Annotated in this window: 22 protein-coding genes; 10 read left to right on the top strand and 12 right to left on the bottom strand. The window is 66.8% G+C overall.

Annotated elements, in window-relative coordinates; genetic code table 11:
* Window positions 1-170: 170 nt before the first annotated feature.
* Together M8009_RS11660 and M8009_RS11655 are read right to left on the bottom strand one after the other, a co-directional pair.
* Window positions 171-608 (bottom strand): nucleoside deaminase, encoded by a 438-nt coding sequence (locus M8009_RS11660; protein WP_250061265.1) that lies wholly within the window; start codon window positions 606-608, stop codon window positions 171-173.
* Between the two features lie 176 nt (window positions 609-784).
* Window positions 785-1,543: a VIT1/CCC1 transporter family protein gene (locus tag M8009_RS11655; protein WP_250061263.1), complete on the bottom strand. Its 759-nt coding sequence runs from the start codon at window positions 1,541-1,543 to the stop codon at window positions 785-787.
* A gap of 135 nt (window positions 1,544-1,678) precedes the next feature.
* Between M8009_RS11655 and M8009_RS11650 the strand changes: the two genes are divergently transcribed.
* The 6 genes from M8009_RS11650 to M8009_RS11625 all read left to right on the top strand — a co-directional run bounded on the left by M8009_RS11650 (window position 1,679) and on the right by M8009_RS11625 (window position 8,079).
* Entirely contained in the window at window positions 1,679-3,424 is a 1,746-nt protein-coding gene (locus M8009_RS11650; protein ID WP_250061261.1) for a M14 family metallopeptidase, read from the top strand.
* Window positions 3,425-3,482: 58 nt separating this feature from the next.
* Window positions 3,483-3,932 (top strand): GNAT family N-acetyltransferase, encoded by a 450-nt coding sequence (locus M8009_RS11645; protein ID WP_250061259.1) that lies wholly within the window; start codon window positions 3,483-3,485, stop codon window positions 3,930-3,932.
* 90 nt (window positions 3,933-4,022) lie between these two features.
* Window positions 4,023-5,117 (top strand): SO_0444 family Cu/Zn efflux transporter, encoded by a 1,095-nt coding sequence (locus M8009_RS11640; RefSeq protein ID WP_250061257.1) that lies wholly within the window; start codon window positions 4,023-4,025, stop codon window positions 5,115-5,117.
* A gap of 95 nt (window positions 5,118-5,212) precedes the next feature.
* A complete protein-coding gene (locus M8009_RS11635; protein WP_250061255.1) occupies window positions 5,213-5,803 on the top strand; it encodes an NADPH-dependent FMN reductase in 591 nt (196 codons plus the stop codon).
* Between the two features lie 18 nt (window positions 5,804-5,821).
* The gene (locus M8009_RS11630) at window positions 5,822-6,781 is read left to right on the top strand and encodes a zinc metalloprotease HtpX (RefSeq protein WP_250061253.1); all 960 of its coding nucleotides are present in this window, start codon (window positions 5,822-5,824) and stop codon (window positions 6,779-6,781) included.
* A 47-nt stretch (window positions 6,782-6,828) separates the two neighbouring features.
* Window positions 6,829-8,079 (top strand): M20/M25/M40 family metallo-hydrolase, encoded by a 1,251-nt coding sequence (locus M8009_RS11625; RefSeq protein WP_250061251.1) that lies wholly within the window; start codon window positions 6,829-6,831, stop codon window positions 8,077-8,079.
* Window positions 8,080-8,148: 69 nt separating this feature from the next.
* On the opposite strand, the gene M8009_RS11620 is transcribed toward M8009_RS11625, so the two are convergent.
* From M8009_RS11620 to M8009_RS11595, 6 genes are all read right to left on the bottom strand, one after another.
* Window positions 8,149-9,042, bottom strand: a complete 894-nt coding sequence (locus M8009_RS11620; protein ID WP_250061249.1) for a ribose-phosphate diphosphokinase — start codon at window positions 9,040-9,042, stop codon at window positions 8,149-8,151.
* Between the two features lie 13 nt (window positions 9,043-9,055).
* Window positions 9,056-10,639, bottom strand: a complete 1,584-nt coding sequence (locus tag M8009_RS11615; RefSeq protein WP_250061247.1) for a thymidine phosphorylase family protein — start codon at window positions 10,637-10,639, stop codon at window positions 9,056-9,058.
* 95 nt (window positions 10,640-10,734) lie between these two features.
* Complete coding sequence (locus tag M8009_RS11610) at window positions 10,735-11,682, bottom strand: GGDEF domain-containing protein (RefSeq protein WP_250061246.1); 948 nt, start codon at window positions 11,680-11,682, stop codon at window positions 10,735-10,737.
* An 85-nt stretch (window positions 11,683-11,767) separates the two neighbouring features.
* Window positions 11,768-12,139: a thiol-disulfide oxidoreductase DCC family protein gene (locus tag M8009_RS11605; RefSeq protein WP_250061244.1), complete on the bottom strand. Its 372-nt coding sequence runs from the start codon at window positions 12,137-12,139 to the stop codon at window positions 11,768-11,770.
* Between the two features lie 389 nt (window positions 12,140-12,528).
* Window positions 12,529-13,008: an MgtC/SapB family protein gene (locus M8009_RS11600; protein WP_250061242.1), complete on the bottom strand. Its 480-nt coding sequence runs from the start codon at window positions 13,006-13,008 to the stop codon at window positions 12,529-12,531.
* Window positions 13,009-13,330: 322 nt separating this feature from the next.
* The gene (locus tag M8009_RS11595) at window positions 13,331-13,507 is read right to left on the bottom strand and encodes a hypothetical protein (protein ID WP_430886913.1); all 177 of its coding nucleotides are present in this window, start codon (window positions 13,505-13,507) and stop codon (window positions 13,331-13,333) included.
* 300 nt (window positions 13,508-13,807) lie between these two features.
* Here M8009_RS11595 and M8009_RS11590 point away from each other — a divergent pair, with 300 nt between their 5' ends.
* Entirely contained in the window at window positions 13,808-14,353 is a 546-nt protein-coding gene (locus M8009_RS11590; RefSeq protein ID WP_250061240.1) for a phasin family protein, read from the top strand.
* A 273-nt stretch (window positions 14,354-14,626) separates the two neighbouring features.
* Here the strand turns inward: M8009_RS11590 and M8009_RS11585 are convergent, their stop codons facing one another.
* The 3 genes from M8009_RS11585 to M8009_RS11575 form a co-directional block, all read right to left on the bottom strand.
* Window positions 14,627-16,117, bottom strand: a complete 1,491-nt coding sequence (locus tag M8009_RS11585) for a CoA-acylating methylmalonate-semialdehyde dehydrogenase (RefSeq protein ID WP_250061238.1) — start codon at window positions 16,115-16,117, stop codon at window positions 14,627-14,629.
* 16 nt (window positions 16,118-16,133) lie between these two features.
* Complete coding sequence (locus tag M8009_RS11580) at window positions 16,134-17,417, bottom strand: M24 family metallopeptidase (protein ID WP_250061236.1); 1,284 nt, start codon at window positions 17,415-17,417, stop codon at window positions 16,134-16,136.
* 85 nt (window positions 17,418-17,502) lie between these two features.
* Window positions 17,503-18,384 (bottom strand): HalD/BesD family halogenase, encoded by an 882-nt coding sequence (locus M8009_RS11575; RefSeq protein WP_250061234.1) that lies wholly within the window; start codon window positions 18,382-18,384, stop codon window positions 17,503-17,505.
* 109 nt (window positions 18,385-18,493) lie between these two features.
* Between M8009_RS11575 and M8009_RS11570 the strand changes: the two genes are divergently transcribed.
* Window positions 18,494-19,378, top strand: coding sequence for a LysR family transcriptional regulator (locus M8009_RS11570; RefSeq protein WP_250061232.1), 885 nt, complete (start codon window positions 18,494-18,496; stop codon window positions 19,376-19,378).
* Window positions 19,379-19,472: 94 nt separating this feature from the next.
* On the opposite strand, the gene M8009_RS11565 is transcribed toward M8009_RS11570, so the two are convergent.
* The gene (locus M8009_RS11565; RefSeq protein WP_250061230.1) at window positions 19,473-19,949 is read right to left on the bottom strand and encodes a YbhB/YbcL family Raf kinase inhibitor-like protein; all 477 of its coding nucleotides are present in this window, start codon (window positions 19,947-19,949) and stop codon (window positions 19,473-19,475) included.
* A gap of 153 nt (window positions 19,950-20,102) precedes the next feature.
* On the opposite strand from M8009_RS11565, the gene M8009_RS11560 reads away from it, so the two are divergent.
* Both M8009_RS11560 and M8009_RS11555 read left to right on the top strand, forming a co-directional pair.
* Window positions 20,103-20,564, top strand: a complete 462-nt coding sequence (locus M8009_RS11560) for a flavodoxin family protein (protein WP_250061228.1) — start codon at window positions 20,103-20,105, stop codon at window positions 20,562-20,564.
* 263 nt (window positions 20,565-20,827) lie between these two features.
* Window positions 20,828-21,850, top strand: a complete 1,023-nt coding sequence (locus tag M8009_RS11555; RefSeq protein ID WP_250061226.1) for a TAXI family TRAP transporter solute-binding subunit — start codon at window positions 20,828-20,830, stop codon at window positions 21,848-21,850.
* The last annotated feature ends 13 nt before the right edge of the window (window positions 21,851-21,863 follow it).

Below are 21,863 nucleotides of genomic sequence, written 5' to 3'. Positions count from 1 at the left end.
AATGCAGATCAGGAATGGCGAAGCCGATGGAAACTCGAGGTATCGGATACCGGGAAGCGCCGGCCACCTCGCCTCGAAAAGGCCCGCCCCATGATGAATGTAGTCCAGTCCCGCCCGGCCGACGTGACCCAGATCAGCATGTTTGTCGTCATGCCCCGACGCGAAACGGGCTACTCGCCGATGTCCTCGTGCCACAGTTCGGGCGAGGTGGCGATGAAGCCCTCCATCAGCGCGATGCACTCGGGATCCTGCAGCACATCCACCTCGACGCCACGCTCTCTCAGCAGCGCCTCCTCGCCCAGGAAGGTGCGATTCTCGCCAACCACCACCTTGGGGATGCCGTAGAGCAGGATGGCGCCGCTGCACATCGGGCAGGGCGAAAGGGTGGTGTAGAGGATACTCTCGCGGTAAGTCTCGGCCGGGTGGCGCCCGGCGTTCTCCAGGGCATCCATCTCACCGTGTAACACCGCACTGCCCAGTTGGACACGACGGTTGTGGCCACGGCCGATGATCACGCCGCGGTGCACCAGCACCGAGCCGATGGGGATGCCACCCTCCTCGAGGCTGTGGCGGGCCTCCTCGAACGCGGCGTGCATGAAGCGGTCCATTCGCTGACTCCCTGCTGCGTGACGGTGTGACCTAGCCTACGCTGCCCTCGCCCGAGCTTGCCAGCAACGAGGCCCAGCCAGTCCCGCTCGCCCTCGCGCAGCAGCTGAGTGCATCGAGTGGCCAGTTGGTCGCCATGGCCAGCGCAACCCCGCGATTCAACCTGTCCGGAGCCGAGCTACAAGCCCACACCGAACAGCGCCTGCGCCAGGTGGCCGGTGAGGAAGGCCAGCCCCGCCGCGGCACCGCCGATCAGCAGGGTCCGCAGCCCCGACTTCAGCACCGGCTGCTGGTAGACCAGGCTCTTGCCCATGCCGATCAGGAAGAACATCAGCCCGGCCACCGCCAGGCTCGCCAGGAACTGCCGGGTGGTATCCAGCCCGGGGATCGCATAGGGCAGCAGCGGCATGACGCCCACCACCAGGAAGGCGAGGAAGGTGGCCAACGCCGAGCGCAGCGGGCTCAATCCCACGGTCTGCAGGCCGTGTTCCTCGGAGACCATGGTCTCCACCCACACCTCGCGGTCGCTGCAGATGGTCTCCACCACCCGCTCCAGGGTCTCGCCGGCGAAGCCCTTGCGCTGGAAGATCTGGCGGATCTCCTCGCGCTCGCCCTCCGGCACCTCGTCGATATGGTGGTTCTCGCTGCGACGCACTCCGTCGACATGCTCGCGCTGGGCCTGGATCGCCTCGTAGTTGCTGACCGCCATGCTGAAGCCATCCGCCAGCAGGTTGGCAACACCCAGCACCAGCGCAACGGTGGAGGAGAACCCCGCGCCGAAGGCCCCGGAGACCACGGCGAAGGTGGTCACGCAGCCGTCGATGCCGCCGAGGATGGCATCGGGCAGATGCCGGAGCCGGGAAGGGGCACGCAGCCGCCGTTCGATCACCTCCGGGCGATGCTCGTGCTCCAGCGCCTCCCGCCGCCGGTCATTCATGGGGCCACCTCGCGCGCGATTCATCCTGCTTCCAGCTTGGCACAGCCGGCCAGGGACGGTAAGGCGCGGCGGCGAGGCCCCTTCCCGAAGGATGCTCCATACTGACAGCGCAACACGGCACGGCGAGGCATCGGCATGACCCAAGACACACTCAACGGCCCCTTCCGCCACCGCTACCTGAGCCACGAGGCGCTGACCCGCCAGCTCGAGACTTGGGCCCGGGACCACCCGCAGCTGGCCCGGCTGGAGAGCATCGGCACCAGCCCCGAGGGGCGCGAGCTGTGGGTGCTGACCCTCGGCCCCGAGCCGGATCGCCGGCGCCCCGCGGTCTGGGTGGATGGCAACATGCACGGCACCGAGCTGGCCGGCTCCAGCGTGGCCCTGGCCGTGGCGGAGATGGTCCTGGCGCTGCATCTGGCCCCCGAGCGGCTCCCCGGGGGGTGGCCCGAGCACCAGTGCCGAGAGCTGCGCGAGGTGCTGTTCTACATCTGCCCGCGCCTCTCGCCGGACGGTGCCGAACAGGTACTGCGCCAGGGGGGCTTCGTGCGCTCCGCCCCGCGGCGCACCGCCGGCAGTCCCGACCGGCCCCGCTGGCAAGCCGAGGACCTGGAGGGCGACGGCCGCTGCCGCTACCTGCGCCACCGCGACGCGGCGGGCGACTTCGTCGCATCCCCCGACCATCCGGGGCTGATGCTGCCGCGCCGGGTGGAGGATCCGCCGCCCTACTGGCGGCTCTACCCCGAGGGGGTGATCGAGCACTGGGACGGCGCGACGATCCCCGAGCCCGACTGGCTGGCCGACACCCCGGACTTCAACCGCAACTTCCCGTGGGGCTGGCGGCCCGAGCCGGAGCAGGTCGGCGCCGGCCACTACCCCGGTGACGCCCCCGAGACCCGAGCCGTCATCGACTTCGCCCTCGCCCACCCGAACCTCTACGCCTGGCTCAACCTGCACACCTTCGGCGGCGTCTTCATCCGCCCGCTGGTCGACGCCCCGGACAGCCGCATGGACCCGCAGGACCTCGCGCTCTACCGTCAGCTGGCCGCCTGGGGCCAGGCGCTCACCGGCTATCCCACGGTGAGCAGCTACGAGGAATTCAGCTACCAGCCCGAGACCCCGCTGCATGGCGACCTCACCGAGTTCGTCTATCACCAGCGCGGCTGCCTGGCCCAGGTCTGCGAGCTCTGGGACCTCTTCCAGCGCCTCGGCCTGCCGCGTCCCGAGCGCTTCATCGACCACTACACCGCCCTGGACCGCGAGCAGATGGAGCGGCTGGCGCAATGGGACCGGATCAGCAATGGCCAGCGGCTGTTCCGCGACTGGCGAGCGCTGACGCACCCCCAGCTGGGCGAGGTGGAGGTCGGCGGGCTGGACCCATGCATCGGCATCTGGAACCCGCCGCCGGAGATCCTGCCGGCGATCTGCGACGGCCTGGCGGCCTACTGGCTTCAGGTCGCCTCGATGATGCCGGGGCTGGTGATCGAGGCGCTGCACTGCACGCCGCTCGGGGATGGCGTCCACGCGTTGGAGGTGACGGTGGCCAACCACGGCTACCTGCCGAGTTACGGCGTAGAGGCCGCCCGGGCGCGCCCCTGGAACAGCGGCGTGGAGGCCGAGGCCATCGCCAAAGGCTGCCGGCTGCACGAGCCAGGCCGGGCGCGCCGGGCACTCGGCCACCTGGAGGGCTGGGGCCGCGGCCTGGGCGATGCCGCCCAGATGCCCTGGTTCCAGCGCTCCCGGGGCAACAGCCACCAGGCCCGTGTATGCTGGGTGGTCCTGGGCGAGGGCGAGGTGACCGTGCGGGTCACCAGCCCGCGGCTCGGTGAGGTGCACCGGACGATTCCGATCCCCGGGGAGCCCGATGCATCGGGCCCTGGCTGAGCCGCCGCGACGCCTCACCCTATGCGGCAGTTCATGCCCCCAACGGGAGGAGCAGGCGATGGACATCTCACTGAAGGACGTCACCCGCGAGAACTTCGAGGCCGTGATTGCGCTGGAAGTCGCGGCATCACAGCGTGACTATGTCGCCGACAACCTCTACTCGATTGCCGAGTCGAGCTTGCACCCGACCTACCGGCCTCGCGCCATCTATTGCGACGGGGAGGTGGTCGGCTTTCTCATGTACGAATCCTTCGCCCACCACGACCGGCCGCCGGCCTACAACATCTTCCGTCTCATGGTCGACCGACACCATCAGGGCAGAGGCATCGGGTACCGGGCCATGCAGCGCGTGCTGGACGAGATCCGGGCGCAGGGCCCCTTCGAGCGGATCGCGATCTGCTATGTGGCCACCAACCAGATCGCCCGGGACTTCTATGCCAGCCTCGGCTTCCAGGAGGCGGGGCTGAGCGAGAAGACCGGCGAGGTCATCGCCGAGATACGGCGGTAACGAGGGGTACAACACGCCCCGGCGTGCACCACGCTTGACGGACGGGTGACCGCCGGCCCCACAATAGGCATTCCTCCCGAGGAGCGCCCCATGTCCCTGCTGAGTGCCATCCTGGCCGTCGCCCTCTCCGCCGCCCCTTGGTTGCTGCTGGGGTTGGTGATGGCCGGGCTGATCAAGGCGTTGGTCTCCGAGGCCCTGCTCCAGCGCTGGGTGGGGGGCCAGGGGTTGGGCAGCATCGCGCGGGCGGCGGTGATCGGCGCCCCCCTGCCGCTCTGCTCCTGCGGGGCGATCCCCACGGCGCTGGCCATGTATCGCGGCGGCGCCTCGCGCGGCCCGGCCACCGCCTTCCTGATCGGCACCCCGGGCATCGGCGTGGATTCCATGGCCATCACCTATGCCCTGCTCGGCCCCTTCATGGCCGTGGCGCGGGCGACCAGCGCGGTGCTCACCGCCATCGTCACCGGCCTGCTGGTGGGCCGTACTTTTTCGACGAACAAGCCGACGGACATCCCGACAAGCGTGCCGGCCAGCGTCGCGCCCAAGGAGGAGGATGGCTGCGGGAGCTGCTGCGCCAGCGGCTGTGACGATTCGCGGGAGGCCGTTGCCGAGACCACCGCGCCGGGGCTTGCCGGCCGACTGGCCGACGGGCTTCGCTACGCCTTCACCGACATCCTCGACGACATCAGCCTCTGGCTGCTGGTGGGCCTGCTGGTTGCCGGGGCCCTGATCGCCCTGGTGCCGCCACAGCAGCTGGCCGCCCTGGGCAGCGGCCTGGGGGCCATGCTGATCATGGCGGTGATCGGCATCCCGCTCTACATGTGCGCCACCGCCGCCACGCCCATCGCCGCCGGGCTGCTGCTGGCCGGCGTCTCGCCCGGCACCGTGCTGGTCTTCCTGATCGCCGCGCCGGTCACCAGCCTGGCCACCCTCGGGGTCTTTCGCCGCGAGATGGGCAACCGGGCGCTGGTGGCCTATCTCGCCGGCATCCTGGCAAGCGCCGTGCTGCTGGGACTGGGCGTGGATGCCGTCGCGAACTGGTGGCAGCTCGACATCACCCGCCAGATCGAGGAAGTGGGCGAGCTGCTGCCGGCCTGGGTCGAGTGGCTGGGGCTCGTCGTGCTGGTCGCCCTGGCGGTGAAGCCACTGCGCCGCACGCTTGCCGACCACCTGCCCCACCCCGCCTGATCACGCCTGATCACGCCTGATCACGTCGACCCGGCAGGTGGCACCAGCACCGACATTCCCCTGCCGGGAAAACGATGGACCTTGAAGGAGCCTACATGACGGATCGTCAGCCTCACCCCCGCATCCTGGTCTTCGCCGGCAGCAGCCGCGCCGGCTCGTACAACAAGGCGCTGGCGCGCCTGGCCGCCGAGCGCATCGAGCGGCTGGGCGGCCGCCCGACCTTCATCGACCTGCGCGACCACCCCATGCCGCTCTACGATGGCGACCTGGAGGCCGAGCAGGGCCTGCCCGAGAACGCCCTGGTGCTGCGTCGCGGCCTGGCCGACCACGAGGGCCTGCTGATCGCCTCGCCGGAGTACAATGGCTTCATCACCCCGCTGCTCAAGAACACCCTGGACTGGCTGACCCGCCCCCACGAGGGCGAGAGCGGCCTGGCGCTGTTCGAGGGCAAGCTGGCCGCGGTGGTCTCCGCCTCGCCCGGCGGCCTGGGCGGCATCCGCAGCCTGGGGCTGGCCCGCCAGCTGCTCTCCAACATCGGGGTGACGGTGCTGCCGGACCAGCTCGGCGTGGCGTGGGCCGCGGATGCCTTCGACGAGGCCGGCCGACTGCGCGACGAGCAGCAGCTGGAAAAGCTGGACGCCATCTGCCGGCGGCTGATCGACAGCCTGCACCGGCTGCACGGCTGACCCCCACCAAGGAACGCGATGCCGATCGGGACACAACGCCTCTGGCGCAGCCGGGTGAAGAACGGCCTGCAGACCCTGCTGATCATGGCCGGCCTGGCCCTGGTGCTGGCCGTACCCGGCTACCTGCTGGCCGGCGGGCTCGGCATCGTCATGAGCCTGGGGGTCGTGGTGGCCGGCGCCTTAGCCGGCAGCTGGGTGCCGGCGCGCTACATCCTTGCCGATGCCGGGGCCGGCCTGCTCGACCGCCATCAGGCGCCGGCGCTCTACCGCCTGCTCGATACGCTCTACCAGCGCGCCGGCCTCAGCCGGCCCCCGCAGCTCTTCTACGCGCCCTCGCCGGACCTCAACGCCTTCGCCGTAGGGACCCGCCACGACGGCGGCATCGCCGTCACCGAGGGCCTGCTGCGCACCCTGACGCTGCGCGAGCTGGCCGGCGTGCTGGCCCACGAGGTGAGCCACCTGCGCCATGGCGACACCCGGGTGATGTCCATGGCCGCGGCCATGACCCGCCTGACCCTCTGGCTGACCACGGTGCTGCAGCTCAGCCTGCTGCTGATGGTGCCCTTGATCCTGGCCGGCGAACTCCACCTGCCCTGGAGCCTGCTGCTGGTGGTGGCCTTCGCGCCCAGTATGAGCACCCTGCTCCAGCTGGCCCTCTCCCGCAACCGCGAGTACACCGCCGACCTGGACGCCGTGGCCCTGACAGGCGACCCCGAGGGGCTGGCCTCGGCGCTGGCCGTGCTCGAGCGCCACCACGGCCGCTGGCTGGCCACGCTGTTCGGCCGCCACCCGCCCGCCGGGCTCGACTGGCTGCGTACCCACCCGCCGACGGAGGAGCGCATCCGCCGGCTGATGAGCGTCGACGAATCACTGGAATCGCCCCTGCATGATCATCACGACAACCACCACAAGCCTGCGGTGATCAACGAGCGTCCGGGCCCCATGGGCCGGCGCTACTGGATGCGTCGCCGGCGCTGAGGCGCTCGCCCCGTCCCCCACTTCCCGAACGAGCAAGAGAGAACGCCATGAGCGATACGCAAAAGCCCTGGAACAGCCCCATGCCCGAGCCGCAGTTCGACCTGATGCGGCGCATCCTCGCCGCCCCCAGCCCGGTGGGGCTCGAGGCCGCAATGACCTACGGCGTCCTCAAGCCCCACTTCGAGGGCTTCGCCCCGGAGGGCTGGCAGCTGCACCAGTTCAAGGGCCACGCCGGGGTGGTGCTCGACACCCATCCGGGCCGCGATGACCTCTTCAAGGTGATGATCATCGGCCATGCCGACAAGATCCGCATGCAGGTCCGCTCCATCGGCGAGGACGGCAAGATCTGGATCAACAGCGACTCCTTCCTGCCCAACGTGCTGATCGGCCACGACGTCACGCTGTTCAGCGAGGACCCTGAGGCGCCTGGCAGCTACCGGCGCATCCAGGGCGGCACCGTGGAGGCACTGGGCGCCATCCACTTCTCCGACCCGGCCCAGCGCAACGGCGAGAAGGGCATCAAGAAGGAGCAGCTCTACCTCGAGCTGCAGATCCACGGCGAGAACAAGAAGCAGCAGGTCGAGAACCTGGGCGTGCGGCCCGGGGATTCGATCCTCCTCGACCGGCCCATCCGCCACGGCTTCAGCCCGGACACCTTCTACGGCGCCTACCTGGACAACGGCCTGGGCTGCTTCGTCACCGCCGAGGTGGCGAGGCTGATCGCCGAGGCGGGCGGCACCGAGAAGGTACGCGTGATGTTCGCCATCGCCAGCTACGAGGAGATCGGCCGCTTCGGCAGCCGGGTGCTGGCCGGTGAGCTCGAGCCCGACGCCATCATCGCCGTGGACGTCAACCACGACTACGTGGCCGCCCCCGGCATCGGCGACCGGCGCATGCAGCCGCTGGAGATGGGCAAGGGCTTCACCATGTCGGTGGGCGCCATCGCCAGCGAGCAGCTCAACCGGATCATCGAGACCACCGCCCGCAAGCATGACATTCCCATGCAGCGCGACATCGTGGGGGTCGATACCGGCACGGACGGCATGGCCGGGGTGCTCGCCGCCGTGGACTGCGTGGCCACCTCCATCGGCTTCCCGATCCGCAACATGCACACCATCTCCGAGGCCGGCTACACCAAGGACGTGCTGGCGGCGATCCACGCCATCACCCATACCGTGCAGGCGCTGGACGCCCTGCCGGACCCGCACCGCGAGTTCCTCGACCACCACCCGCGCCTGGACCAGGCCGGGCCACTCGGGCACCAGGGAGCGGACAAACCCGAGCAAGCCGACAAGTAACAACGAAGCTCGAGTGAAACGCATGCAGCAGGGCGGGTCCATGGCCCGCCCTGCTTGCGCTGGGCAGCGCTAGTCGAGCCCGGCGAGCGCCTCGGCCAGCGGCGGCGCCATGGCGATGGCGTTGCTCTCGTGGGCGATGCAGTCGGTGCTCCAGACCTCGCCGACGCCGGCCGCCTGGATCACCGCCAGGGCATCGCCGGCGAACAGCGCATGGGTGATCGCCACGTCCACCGAGGCGGCACCGGCAGCGATCAGCGCCTCGGCGGCGCGCGCGACGGTGTGGCCGGAACTCGACACGTCATCCATCAGCACCACCTGGCGACCGGCGACCGCGACCTCCGGCAGTTCCACCTGCACATCCCGGTCGCCGTTGCGGGTCTTGCGGCAGGTGCCGACATCGAAGCCGGTGACCTCGCCGGCCTGGCGGACCCACTGCAGGGCCTCCTCGTCCGGCCCCAGCAGCAGGGGGTCGTGGCGCTTCGCGGCGATCAGCTCGGCCAGGCGCGGCGCGCCGGAGAGCGCGATGGCGTGTTCGAGGGGAATCGCCTGGTCGAGGCGCTCGATGCGGTGCAGGTGCGGGTCCACGGTGATCACGGCGTCGAACAGCTCGGCAAGAAAGCCGCCGACGATGGTCTGGCTGACGATCTCGCCGGGATGGAAGGCAATGTCCTGGCGCATGTAGGCGAGATAGGGCGCCACCAGCACCAGTCGACTCACGCCCTGCTGTCGGGCGTGTCGCGCCAGCAGCAGCAGCTCGACCAGCTTGTCGTTGGGCCGGTCGAGGCTGCGATAGAGCACCAGGGTCTCTGGCAAGGCGCCCGCCTCAACGAAGGGAAGCCGGAGCTTGAGCTCCTCGTCGGGAAAGCGGTGGCGCTCGACGGCGTGGGCGGGCAGGCCCGCCGCCTCGGCGAGGCGCTGGGCGGGGGCCGCCTCGTCCTGGAAGTGCAGCAGTACGCGGGTCATCGAACCTCCCTGTTCAGAACTCGACGTTGAGCCGGGTGATCTCCTCGGCGTGGCCGATGGCGATGCCGGACTCCCGCTCGGTGGACTGGTGGGCGAAGGTCAGCTCGTTGCGATAGGCGGCATGCACGCGATAGAGCGGCTGCCCCCTGGTGACCGGGTCACCGATGCGCCTGAGCAGGTCGACCCCCGCACCGGCCGCCTTGGGGGCACCGGCCAGGCGGGCGATGCGCGCCAGCTTGAGGTTGTCGATCCCGGTGACCACGCCGTCCGCCGTGGCCAGCACCTCGAAGCTGTGAGGGGCCAGCGGCGGGTTGTCCGGATCGAAGGGCCTGGCGCCCTGGGCCACGATGATCGCCTGCATCTTCTCGGCGGCACGGCCGTCGTCGAGGATGTCGCGGGCGATGCCGAAGCCGGCGCCACCGCGCACGTCCGGGTCGAACTCCAGCATCCGTCCGGCCAGGCGCAGCGCCTTCTGGCGAAGGTCCATGGGCGCCTCAGGGTGATTGGTGAGCACGCGCATCACGTCGCGGGCCTCCAGCACCGGGCCGATGCCGCGTCCCACCGGCTGGCTGCCGTCGGTGATCACCACGTCCAGGGTCAGGCCCATGCGCCCGGCCACGAACTCGAAGAGCCGGCGCAGTTGCCGCGCCTCGGGCATGGAGCGCACCTTGGCATGGGGACCCACGGGGATGTCGAGCAGCAGGTGGCTGGAGCCGGCCGCCGCCTTCTTGGAGAGGATGGAAGCGACCATCTGGCCCGGTGAATCGATGGAGAGCGGACGCTCCACCGAGATCAGCACGTCGTCGGCGGGCGAGAGCTGGCTGGTGCCCCCCCAGGCCAGGCAGCCGCGATGGGTACGCACGATCTCGCCCAGCACCTCGAAGGGCAGGTCGACATTGGCCAGCACCTCCATGGTGTCGGCGGTGCCCGAGGGCGAGGTGATGGCCCGCGAGGAGGTCTTGGGACACAGCAGGCCATGGGCGGCGACGATGGGCACCACCAGCATGGAGGTGCGGTTGCCCGGGATGCCGCCGATGCAGTGCTTGTCGACCACCGGATGCTCGTGCCAGTCGAGGCGGCGCCCCACCCGGCTCATGGCATCGCTGAGGTAGAAGACCTCTTCGCGGTCGAGCTCGCCGCGATCGCAGGCGACCACGAAGGCGGTCAGCTCGATCTTGGAATAGCGCAACTCGGCGATGTCGCGGATGATGTGGCGGAAGTCGTCCCGGGAGAGCCGCTCGCCGGCGAGCTTGCGGTGCAGGGCGGGAATCGAGGCCGGGGGCTCCGCCTGGGAGACGCTGACCGGATGGCCCTCCTCCACGCCCAGGGCCTCGAAGGCGTCCTCGGAGAGGCCGAGCTGCTGGGCGTCGACGATGGCAGCATCATCCACCACGTTGAGGCTCGCCAGGATGCGCTGGCCGTTGGCGCGGATCTCCACCTTGGAGAGCGCCTGGAAGCCCTCGGCGCGATAGAGGTCACACTCGCGATGCAGGTAGGCCACGTTCTCGCGGTAGGTATCGATGCCGACCCGCTTGAGCGAGAGCGGCGAGAGGGTATCGTCCAGGGCTTCCGCCCGGGTGGCATGGGTCGTCTTCATGACAGCCTTCCTTGCGGCGGGTGCCGGCCTGCCGGGCCGCGCGTCACGCGGGTAACGGATGGCCCCATCCTAGCAGCGCCCCGCAGGAGCGTCATTCACCCGGGGCCCAGCGCCGTGCAGACCCGGTCTCGTCCCTGATGCTTGGCGCGGTACATCGCCTGGTCGGCTGCGTTGAGCAGCTCATCCAGGCCGACCTCGTCACAGGGAGCCGCCGCCACCCCGAAACTCGCCGAGCCGCCAAGGCGCTGACCCGCGTACTCCATGGAACCAGAGCTCAGCGCCAGGCGCAGGCGTTCGGCCAGTTCCGCGGCATCACTCCGGGAAGTACCGGGTAGCGCCAGGGCAAACTCCTCGCCGCCGAAGCGGCACAGGATGTCGCTGCCGCGCAGCTGTGCCTGGAAGATCCTGGCCACCTCCCGCAGGACATGATCACCGGCCGCATGGCCATGGGCGTCATTGATCGCCTTGAAGTGGTCCAGGTCGATCAGCATCACGGCAAAGGGCTGCTTAGGGGGGAGACGTGCCAGCTGTTCGTGGCAGGCCGCAAAAAAGGCACGACGATTGAGCAGTTGGGTCAGCTCATCGCGGTAGGCCAGCCGCTCGACGCGGTGATGAGAGGCCTTGAGGGCATCCTCCAGTGCCTTGCGCTCGGTGATGTCGGTGGCAATCTCGACCCTCACCAGGCGCCCATCGCTCCACAGGATGGCCTGATCGCGGCACTGGTACCAGCGACCATCCTGGGTGTTCTGGAACTCCCACACCACGGCGGGCCCGGGCCGCCCCTGCGCATCCAGCAGCCGGGGATTGTTGCAGAACTCGCAAGGCCCGCTCTGCCCCTCCTGCAACACCTCCCAGCACTTGCGACCCTCCGGCTCGCCCCACTGCTGTCGCCCGTAGGCATTCAGGAACAGCAGATCATGAGTGTGAATGTCACTGACATAGACCGCCGCATCCAGGCTATCGAGGATACGCAGCAGATCCTCGCCGCTGGGCGAGGAAGTGGCGTCGTCGCGAATCGGGAGCGCGGGGATCTTGCGGGTCATGGGCTGCCTTTGGACATACCGGCCGTGGGCCATCGTGAACGATCGGGCCACTATGGCAGCCTGCCTTGGCGATGACCATTGGACCTCAGGGCAAGCGCCCTTCCCTCGCTAAACGCCGTCTGACCCAACGGTCGTAATACCAGCGCAGCGCTTCCTTGAGCCCCGGCAGGCCGATCAGCCAGGCCAGGGGCTTGAGGCGCGGCACCCGACGCATCAGCAGGATATAGGCGTCGATGCCTTCCCGAATGCGCCCGCCCTCCTCTTCCACATGCAGGGAGAGCAGCGCCGCCTGGGGGTCGACGCCCTTCTCGCGCAGCGTCTCATCGTGCTCGTTCACATCGCACCACGTCACCTGGTCACCGGCCTCCCTCGCCCAGCGTTCGTAGCGGGCGCGATCCCGCCGGCAGATGGGGCAGATGCCGTCGTAGTAGACCTTGAGCGGTGGCAGTTCAGACATTCGAGAATTTCCTTCCTGACGGACTACGTCGACTGACCCAGCCTGGCCGTGGGAGTTCATCGGCTTCTGGCGACGCCCTTACCCGCACGCCAGCCGACAGCCCCGATGGTGCCCCCACTTGCCAGCATGCGGGGTGATAAAACGCCTTCACACAGCACGGGATGCGGGAATTGATTTCATGATGATCAGCATATGGGGCCTGAGCCAGGCTGGTCTGCTTCACCCTTGATCAATGACCAATTTCTCGCCTTTTTCTCAAACAGAATATCATGTTTTCCGGCGCGTTACATGAACACCCCGTGGCTGCAAGGGCGGGGAAATGCATTCAATTTAATAGTCAGATATTATGCCGATATCATGAAAATGATCCAACTTCTGGCCACCCTATATCATGGAATATTATTGCGCATTGAACGAGTAAAGTAAGGCACCACGTACAGTACCAACCAGGCTAGAACCGTACACAACACTGCAGTCTGCTCGCGCCCCAGACCAACGGCTATTCCTATGGCTGCCGTGAACCAAATACCAGCTGCCGTGGTAAGCCCGGTAGCACCTTGGTCATCCTTGCCGGTGATGATGGTTCCGGCACAAAGAAAGCCGATGCCGGCAATCACTCCCTGAATGACACGACTCATTTCAGAGTCCGAAATGCCTGCTTGCTGTGGAATAAACATGAAAAGAGCAGCCCCCATGCAAACCAGCATATGGGTACGTACTCCTGCGGCCTTGCCACGCTGCTCTCGTTCGAGCCCAAGCAGGCCACCCAAGAGGGCCGCGAATAGCAATCGAATCACAACAACAACAAGTTCACCCAAATCATTAAAATCCGAAAATTCAGACATAATAGTACGACCGATAAGCTCCATCGCTTAGCTCCTGTAGAGTGTGACTCACGCTTAACCCAAAAATTCCTTGCTATATCCAAGCATCAAGCATCATCAGATCAAGGCGAAACACAGATAAAACCAATACACTATTTAAGCATCATATCAGAAATTGATATTATACCCTTTTATCGAAAAACAAAAGAGATTACACGCGAACTATATCCTTATATTCCAATGGCAGTCAGACTGACCGCCGTATAAACCCGCCTCATTCATCAGGGTGCTGAACCGAGAGGCTGACAGTATCGGCCCGCTTCACTGTCATCAGACGACTGAGTAGCCGGTTGGTCTATACAAAGATCTACGTGATGCGCCCGGTGTGCATCTTCAGCATGGCTGCGACCTTGAGCACCTGGTCACGCATTTGGAGCAGACTCACCTCGTTGCCTGCCATCATCTGCCGCACCTGCTGCACGGTGGAGTCGACACGATCCATCGAGGAGAGATACACATCGAGCGCCGATTTCTCGTCGCCCATGCGGGCTTCGGCCTTGCCGCGCCGGCGATACCGAGCCAGAACTTAATAAAGTTTATTTACCGTTCTGCAGCATTTTTGTGTGCTACCGCACGGAAAAAATTTCGATGGCTGTTTACGCTCTTTTCGGTGTAGTGGTAAATGCCGGCCTGACAAGGATCGTGGGGTTGGTGTTTCTACATCAACGGGCGAATCCAGCATCAGGTTTTTAAGGCTTGCTTGCTGAATAGCGGTTTTCACTTGAGTGACCCCATCACTTGAGCAATTATTTTACTTAACTTGTTAACGACAAGGAGAGGTTTGATGAGCGCCGAAAAGACCAAGACAGATAGCAATCAGGCTACCAAGCAAACCAGTGAGCAGTTAGAAAATGCCATCGTCGAGCCGGTGCGTGCCTACGGGGCACTGACCACTGATTACTTTGAACAACTATTCTCGGCACAGTTCGATGCCGTTCGCGCTTTTGCGGACACCAGTCTGGCTCAATCCCGCTCCTGGCTCGAAGTTAGAGATTCCGACAGTTTACAGCAGGTGATCGAGCAGCAGCAACAGGCCGTCAGGGAAATGAGTGAGCGATTGAAGGAAGACACTGACAAGATCCGGTCCTTGAGTCAGGAATACCTGAAGGGGACCCAGCAGCTGATGATGGAGAGCATGCAGTCGGGCCAGAATCAGCTCGAAGAGAACATGCAGAAGGGCCAGAAGCAGTTTCAGGAAAATCTTCAGAAGGGACAGGATCAAGTCGAGGACAGCCTTCAGAAGGATAAGGATGAAGTCGAGGATACTCAACAGAAAATCCAGCGGCAGACCGACAAGAGCAAGAAGTCGATCAGCACGTCGGATAAGTAATATTGTTTACTTTATAGCGATGACGTAACTTGCAGGGCCGCTCTCCTAGGAAAGCGGCCCTTTAGCTGTCTGGCTGCCGCTAGTCGTATCGGCCTTGGTGGGTAGGGGACAGCTTGTGACATAGCTGAGTCGTGGAGCCGCCTTGAGCGGGCCCGGGCTTGGTTGGCGAGCCCAGGGGCGGCGGGTCATGCCAGGGGGAGTATCGGCTGACGGACACAGCATCGCCCATCCATGGGGGATGGGCGATGGGAAGACACGGGAAGCGGGCGGGCGTCAGCTGGAGGGGAAGTTCAGCTGGGCCTGTTCCCGTGAGTTCTGGGCGGGCCAGCGCTGGGAGACGGCCTTGCGGCGAGTATAGAAGCGCACCGCGTCCGGGCCGTAGGCGTGGAGGTCACCGAACAGCGATTCCTTCCAACCACCGAAGCTGTGGAAGGCCACCGGCACGGGCAGCGGCACGTTGATGCCCACCATGCCTACCTCGATGGTGTCGGCAAAGCGCCGTGCGGCCTCGCCGTCGCGGGTGAACACGCAGGTGCCGTTGCCATACTGGTGGGCGTTGATCAGCGCGATGGCCTCCTCGAAGGTCTCAACGCGTACCACGCAGAGCACCGGGCCGAAGATCTCGTCGCGGTAGATGCTCATCTCCGGCGTCACTCGGTCGAACAGGGTGGCGCCCAGGAAATAGCCCGGCGATTCCTTCACCAGCGGGTGCTGGCGGCCGTCGACTACCAGTTCGGCGCCGGCTGCCTCGCCCTGTTCGATATAGCCGGCCACCTTGTCGCGGTGGGCAGCGTTGACCAGGGCGCCCATGTCGAGGCCCTTCTCGGTGCCGGGGCCGATCTTCAGGGTGCGCGCCTGCTCGCCGACCTTCTCCACCAGGGCATCGGCGGTGGCATCGCCCACGCAAACGGCTACAGAGATCGCCATGCAGCGCTCGCCGGCACTGCCGTAGGCGGCGCCGATCAGGGTGCTGGCGGCGTTGTCCAGGTCGGCGTCGGGCAGCACGATGGCGTGGTTCTTGGCCCCGCCCAGCGCCTGCACGCGCTTGCCGTTGTCGGCGCCACGGCGGTAGATCGATTTCGCCACCGGGGTGGAGCCGACGAAGGAGAGCGCCTTGACGTCCGGCGCGTCGATCAGCGCCTCCACGGCCTCGCGGTCACCGTGCACCACCTGGAAGAGCCCGCGCGGCAACCCTGCCTCGTCGAGCAGCTCGGCCATCTTGAGGGTGGCGGAAGGCACCTGCTCTGAGGGCTTGAGGATGAAGGCATTGCCGCAGGCAATGGCCATGGGGTACATCCACAGCGGCACCATGGCCGGGAAGTTGAACGGCGTGATGCCGGCGACGATGCCCAGCGGCTGGTGGTTGGACCAGGTGTCGATGCCAGGGCCGGCGTTATGGGAGGACTCGCCCTTGAGCAGCTCCGGCACGCCGCAGGCATACTCGACGTTCTCGATGCCGCGCTTGAGCTCGCCCATGGCGTCCTCGAGCACCTTGCCGTGCTCCTCGGCGACCAGGGCGCAGATCTCGTCGGCGTCGCGCTCCAGCAGCATCTTGAAGCGGAACATCACTTGGGCGCGCTTGGCCGGCGGGGTGTCGCGCCAGGCCGGCTGCGCCGACCGGGCGGCGTCGATGGCCCGCTCAACGGTCGCGGTGTCGGCCAGGGGCACGCGGGCGATCACCTCGGCGCTGGCGGGGTTGGTCACGTCCAGGTGGCGTTCGCCGTCCAGGCGCTCGCCGCCGATCCAGTGGGTCAGGGTCTGCATGTCGCGTCCTTGTGGTTCAGTATTCACGGCCGAGCAGGGCCTCGTTGAAGGGGTAGCGGGAGAGCTTCTCGACCCCGGTGTCGGTGATCAGCACCTCCTCCTCGAGCTTGACGCCGTCGGCGGCGTCCACCTCGCCGATGTAGCTCTCCACCGAGACCACCATGCCGGGTTCGAGGACGCCGTCCTTGGAGAAGCGGTCGAAGTCCATGTGGTGGGCCACCAGCGGCGTCTCGCCGTGCATGCCCACCCCGTGGATGATCGAGGGGTAGCGGCGGTCCAGGAAGCGCTCGGGGATCTTCCAGGCCTTTTCGGCGAGCTCGCGATAGCTCATGCCCGGCTTGAGGATGCCCATGTTGTGGTGCACCTGGTCATAGGCCATGCGGTAGATCTCACGCTGGTAGGCGCTGGGCTTGCCCGGGCCGACGTGGAAGGTGCGCGAGAAGTCGGAGTAGTAGCCGTGGCAGCCGATGGTATCGGTGTCGAGCGCCACCAGCTCGCCGGGGCGAATCTTGCGGTCGCTGGCTTCATGGAACCAGGGGTTGGTGCGCGGCCCGGAGTTGAGCAGGCGGGTCTCGATGAACTCGCCGCCACCGCGGATCACCTCGCCGTACATGATGGCGAACAGCTCGTTCTCGGTGACGCCGGGCTTGATCGCGGCCTCCACCTCGGCCACCGAGGCCTCGCTTGCCGCCATGGACTGGGCCAGGCAGGCGATCTCCTCGGGGGTCTTGATGCGCCGGCAGTGCAGGGTGTCCTGCATGCAGTCGAAGACATCCAGGCCCTGGGCCTCCAGCGAGCGGGCCAGGTTGAGCGCACAGCGGTCCAGGCCGACCTTCTTGTTGCCGCGGCCATGCACCTGGACCAGCTCGGCGATCTCCACGCCGAAGGGGTCCGAGGAGAGGTTGTCACGCTGGTTCACCGCCGACCACACCACCTTGGAGGTGCGCGACTCGTCGATGGTCTCCAGCCAGGTGGAGATATGCGCGCTGCCCGGATACTCGAAGAGGATGATCGGACCTTCCAGCGGCACATAGGCATAGCGCGTGGAGTTACGCAGGAAGTAGCCGAACATGTTGCGCGAGCCGGTGGCGTAGCGCTGGTTGTTGGGGTCGAACAGCACCAGGGCGGCGTAGCCCTGCTCGGCCATCATGGCGCGCAGGCGCTCCAGGCGCCCGGCGCGCAGCTGCACGGGGTCGAAGGCGGTGGGGATGCTGTCGCCGCTGGCCATCGGCGCAGACGGCACGACCGGAATCTGGTCCGGTTCGCTGTCGGTCAGTTTCTCTGACTCTACGATGCTCATGGGGTCTCTCGCTTTGTCGTCGGGGCGATGGCCGCCTGTATGCGCGGCCATCGGCAAGGGAGGTGGGAGGAGGCGGCGTCGAGGCTCAGTCGGCCAGGCTGTCCGAGCGGTTCATGCCCTCCTCGAGCAGCCGCTCGTGGATCGGCGCCATGCGACCGAAGATGTTCCTGGCGCGCTCGGGGCGGCCGATGAAGCCCGGCTCCTTGGCGTAGGCGAAGATCACGGTGTGGCGCTCCTTGTCGCCCTCCACCGGGGTGACCCGGTGCAGCGAGTAGCGGCCGAAGAACACCTGCAGGTCGCCAGGCTGGAGATCGAGGCTCTTGAGGCGCGAGCGGTCGCCGTCGATCACCTTTTCCACCTCCGCGAAGTTCTCGCCCTCGGGGCTGCGGATGCCCGGGGCATACTCGAAGCGGCCGCCGCCGTGGGACTGGCGGGTCATCATGGTGACGATGAACTCGTTAGTGTCGTAGTGCCACGGATGCTGGCAGCCCTCGCGCAGCACGTTGACCACCAGGTCGGCCAGCGGGTCGGCGTACTGGTGGATCTCCTCCATGCCCACCACGGCGCCGATGAAGCGCTGGAAACCGGGATGCTCGTAGACCTGGCGGATGATGGTGTCGCGGCCGATGCGGTCGCCGGCGACGAAGCCGTTGGTGCGGTCGTCGAAGCGGTTCACCGGATGGTGGGCCGGTTTCTCGGGGTCACCGGCACTGTTGTAGGGGTTGGTCTCGGTCTGGTTGTAGTGCGCTTCCGGCGAGAGGCGCTCGGTCTCGCGCTCGAGCCGCGCCAGGGCCTCCTCCGGAACGAAGTTCTTGAGCACCACGCAGCCGTCCTCGTCGAGCTGGCGACGGCACTGCTCGATCAAGGCGCGGCCGGCGTCGCCGTCCAGGTCATCGACGGGGTAGCGGGCCAGGTCAATGAGGCCATCGAGGGTGTTGGTCGTCTGGACGTCAGCGGTTGCCTGCATGGCTATCCTGCTCCTGAGCGTTTCGGGATGTGGTGGACAGCATAGTGACGCCTCATTCATAATAAAAATGAATGATTGAGATACAACCAATTTCAAGAGCTCATTGTTCATGGATACCGTGCTACTTCGCACCTTCGTCACCGTGGCCGAGTGCCAGGGCTTCAGCGCCGCTGGCAAGGTGCTGCATCGCACCCAGTCGGCGGTGAGCCTGCAGATCAAGCGTCTCGAGGACCAGATGGGGCAGGCGCTGCTGGAACGCACCAGCCGCAGCGTATTGCTGACCGCCCCGGGGGAGCGCCTGCTGCCCTATGCCCGCCACATGCTCAAGCTCGAGGACGAGGCCCGCGAGGCCTTGGGCGAGACGCGGCGGGGTGAGCTGATCCGCTTCGCCACCTCCGAGGAGCAGGCCGCCGCCTACTTGCCCGCCCTGCTGCCCCGCTACGCCGAGCGCTTCCCCGATACGCGCATGGAGATCCACTGCGACATGAGCGCCAGCCTGGTGAAGCGCTTCCAGGAGGGCCTGCTCGACGTGGTGCTGTCGATCCGCCATCTGCCGACCCAGTCGGGCCAGCTGCTCGGCTGGGAGCCGATGGTGTGGGTGGTGGCCGAGGGCGTCTCACCGGCCGACTGGGCGACGCTGCCCCTGGCGCTCAATCCGGAGGGGTGCATCTTTCGCGCCCATGCGCTCGCGGCCCTGGGCCGCGAGGAGCGGCGCTGGGAGGTTCACTATTCCAGCCAGTCGCCCACCGGCATCAACCTGCCGGTCCAGGCGGGCCTGGCGATGACGGTGAAGACCCCGCGCAGTGTGCCCGAGGGGTGCCGCATCGTCGGCGAGGCGGAGGGGCTGCCGCCGCTGGGACAGGTGGAGATCGAGCTGCACCGCCGCCCGGGACACACCAGCGAGGCCCTGGAGGCGTTCTGCGAGGAGCTGGAGCACCTGGTGATCGACCACGACGACGTGGCCGCCCCGGAGCCCGGCGAGGCCGTCATCTGAGCCGGGGGATAAACGCCGCGGGCCCGCGTCGCTCATCGACGCGGGCCCGCCTTCGCTACCGGGTCTACCGGGGCGCGATCAAGCACCGCGCGCCTCAGTCGCGCTGGTAGGTGCCCACCAGGCGATTCATGCCGATCAGGTGGGGCTCCGCCTGCTTGAGCAGCTCGGGCAACGAGAGGCCTTCCGGCAGGTCGGTGGCCTTGTCCAGCGCCAGCACCCAGAAGTAGTAGTGGTGTACCCCGTGGCCGTCCGGCGGCATGGGGCCCCCGTAGCCGGTCTTGCCGAAGTCGTTGAGCCCCGGGGTGCCCTCGCTGCTGCCCTCCTTGAGCGAGGTGGTGGAGGCCGGCAGGTTGTAGAGCACCCAGTGCACGAAGCCGTAGCTGCCGTTCTGTACCAGGGGGGCGTCCGGGTCGTGGCAAATCACCGCGAAGCCCTTGGTGCCCTCCGGGGCGCCCTGCCAGGTGAGGGCCGGCGAGACGTCGTCCCCTTCCCCGGTGTGTTTCGTCGGAATGGCACCCCCCGCCGCAAAGGCGGAGCTTTCGAGCTGCATGGTCGAGAGTGCAAAGGCCATGGTGATCAACCTCCCTGGATGTCCAAGATGTCAACGTATCGGCGTGACGGTGCGACAGCGCCGACTCAGCGTCGGAGAAAGCCCGGCGCCTGTCAACGCCACCTCTCCATGGCATGATGGCCGCAAGCCACGAGTTCAACCCGGGAGACCGCCATGCCTCGCCTGCTAATCGTCGCCCACGCCCCCTCGCCCAATACCCTCAAGCTGCGTGAGGCCGCCGAGCGCGGCGCCCGCCACCCCGACATCGAGGGCGTCGAGGTCACCGTCAAGCCACCCCTGGAGGCCGGCCCCGAGGATGTCCTGGGCTGCCATGCCATCCTGCTCGGCACCACCGAGAACCTGGGTTACATGAGCGGCGCCCTGAAGGACTTCTTCGACCGCAGCTACTACCCGGTGCTGGAAGAGAAGCAGGGCCTGCCCTGCGCGCTCTATGTTCGCGCCGGCCGCGACGGCACCGGCACCCGCCGAGCGGTGGAGGGGATCGTCACCGGCCTGCGCTGGAAGTGGGTGCAGGCGCCGCTGATCCTGCGCGGCGACTGGCAGGAGGATTTCGTCGAGCAGGTGGAGGAGCTGGGCATGTCGATGGCCGCCGGGCTTGACGCCGGCGTGCTCTAACCATATGCGATTAAATTCCGTTGATAGTCCCTTCCGACTTTTAAGCACCTGCTATACCTCAAGGACGCCCGTCTACTCACAGGGATTTTCGGGCCTTGTCGAACGCCGCATCGGCTGGTCGCGCGACAACGAGACAACAACAAGATCAACAGAACAACACAACCCGTCGACCAGACGCGATATGGAGTCTCGCCTTTTGGCTTCCGCCCAGCCCCTCTTGGTTCTGGAGTGCCTCTGGCCGACTCACTGACGCGAGGTGAGTCATGAAACCAACCGCAAGGCTGCTGGCCATCGGCCTGACCAGCCTGTTCCTCTGGAGCCCGCCGCCGGCACAGGCCGACGACCCCTTGATCATCGCCACCGCCAGTCCCGCCGGGGTCTACCACGTGGTCGGCCGAGCGCTCTGTCGCGCCGTCGATATGCCCTGCCGGGCGCAGCCGGGCGACGGCTCCAGTGCCAACCTGCGCGGGCTGCGACGCGGCGAACTGCAGCTCGCCATGGCCCAGTCGGACCTGCATCAGTATGCCACCTTGGGCACAGAGGGATTCCGGAAAGACGGCCCGAACGAGGAGCTGCGCTCGGTCTTCTCGCTGCACAGCGAGCCCTTCACCCTGGTGGTGCGCCGTGATGCCGGGATTCGGGACTTCGAGGACCTTCAGCAGCGCTCGGTGAACATCGGCAACCCGGGTTCCGGGCAGCGCGGCACCATGCTCCGGCTGATGGATGCCCGCGGCTGGAGCCGCACCAACTTCCGCCAGATCCACGACCTGCCGGCCGACCAGCAGTCCATGGAGCTCTGCCACGGCAACATCGATGCCATGGTCTATACCGTGGGCCATCCCAACGCCTCGGTGGCCCAGGCCATCCGGCTGTGCGATGCCAAGATCGTCGACGTGCAGGGCGACTTCGTCGATCTGCTGGTGGACGCCTACCCCTATTTCACGCGGGCCTCGATCCCCGCCGGCCTCTACGGCCCGGACCAGCCCGAGATACACACCTTCGGTGTCAAGGCCACCCTGGTCACCACGGCAGACACCGATTCCGACCTGGTCTACCGGCTGGTAGCCAGCGTCTTCGACAACTTCACGCGCTTCAAGGCGGCCCATCCTGCCCTGGCCCATCTGACGCCCCAGGCGATGATCCGCGAGGGGCTCAGCGCGCCACTGCATGAAGGGGCGCTGCGCTACTATCACGAACGGGGATGGCTCGAGCCCGAAAGCATGATGTCCGAGCGCAATGAGCAACGACGCCTGGCCGCCGTGCGCGCTGCGCTACTGGGCGAGTGACAACGCACCTCGC

This window comes from Halomonas gemina (assembly GCF_023554995.1).
In the GTDB taxonomy this organism is placed as follows: domain Bacteria; phylum Pseudomonadota; class Gammaproteobacteria; order Pseudomonadales; family Halomonadaceae; genus Halomonas; species Halomonas gemina.
Note: the sequence above shows the minus strand (reverse complement) of the source record. Positions and strands in the feature narration are given on the sequence as shown.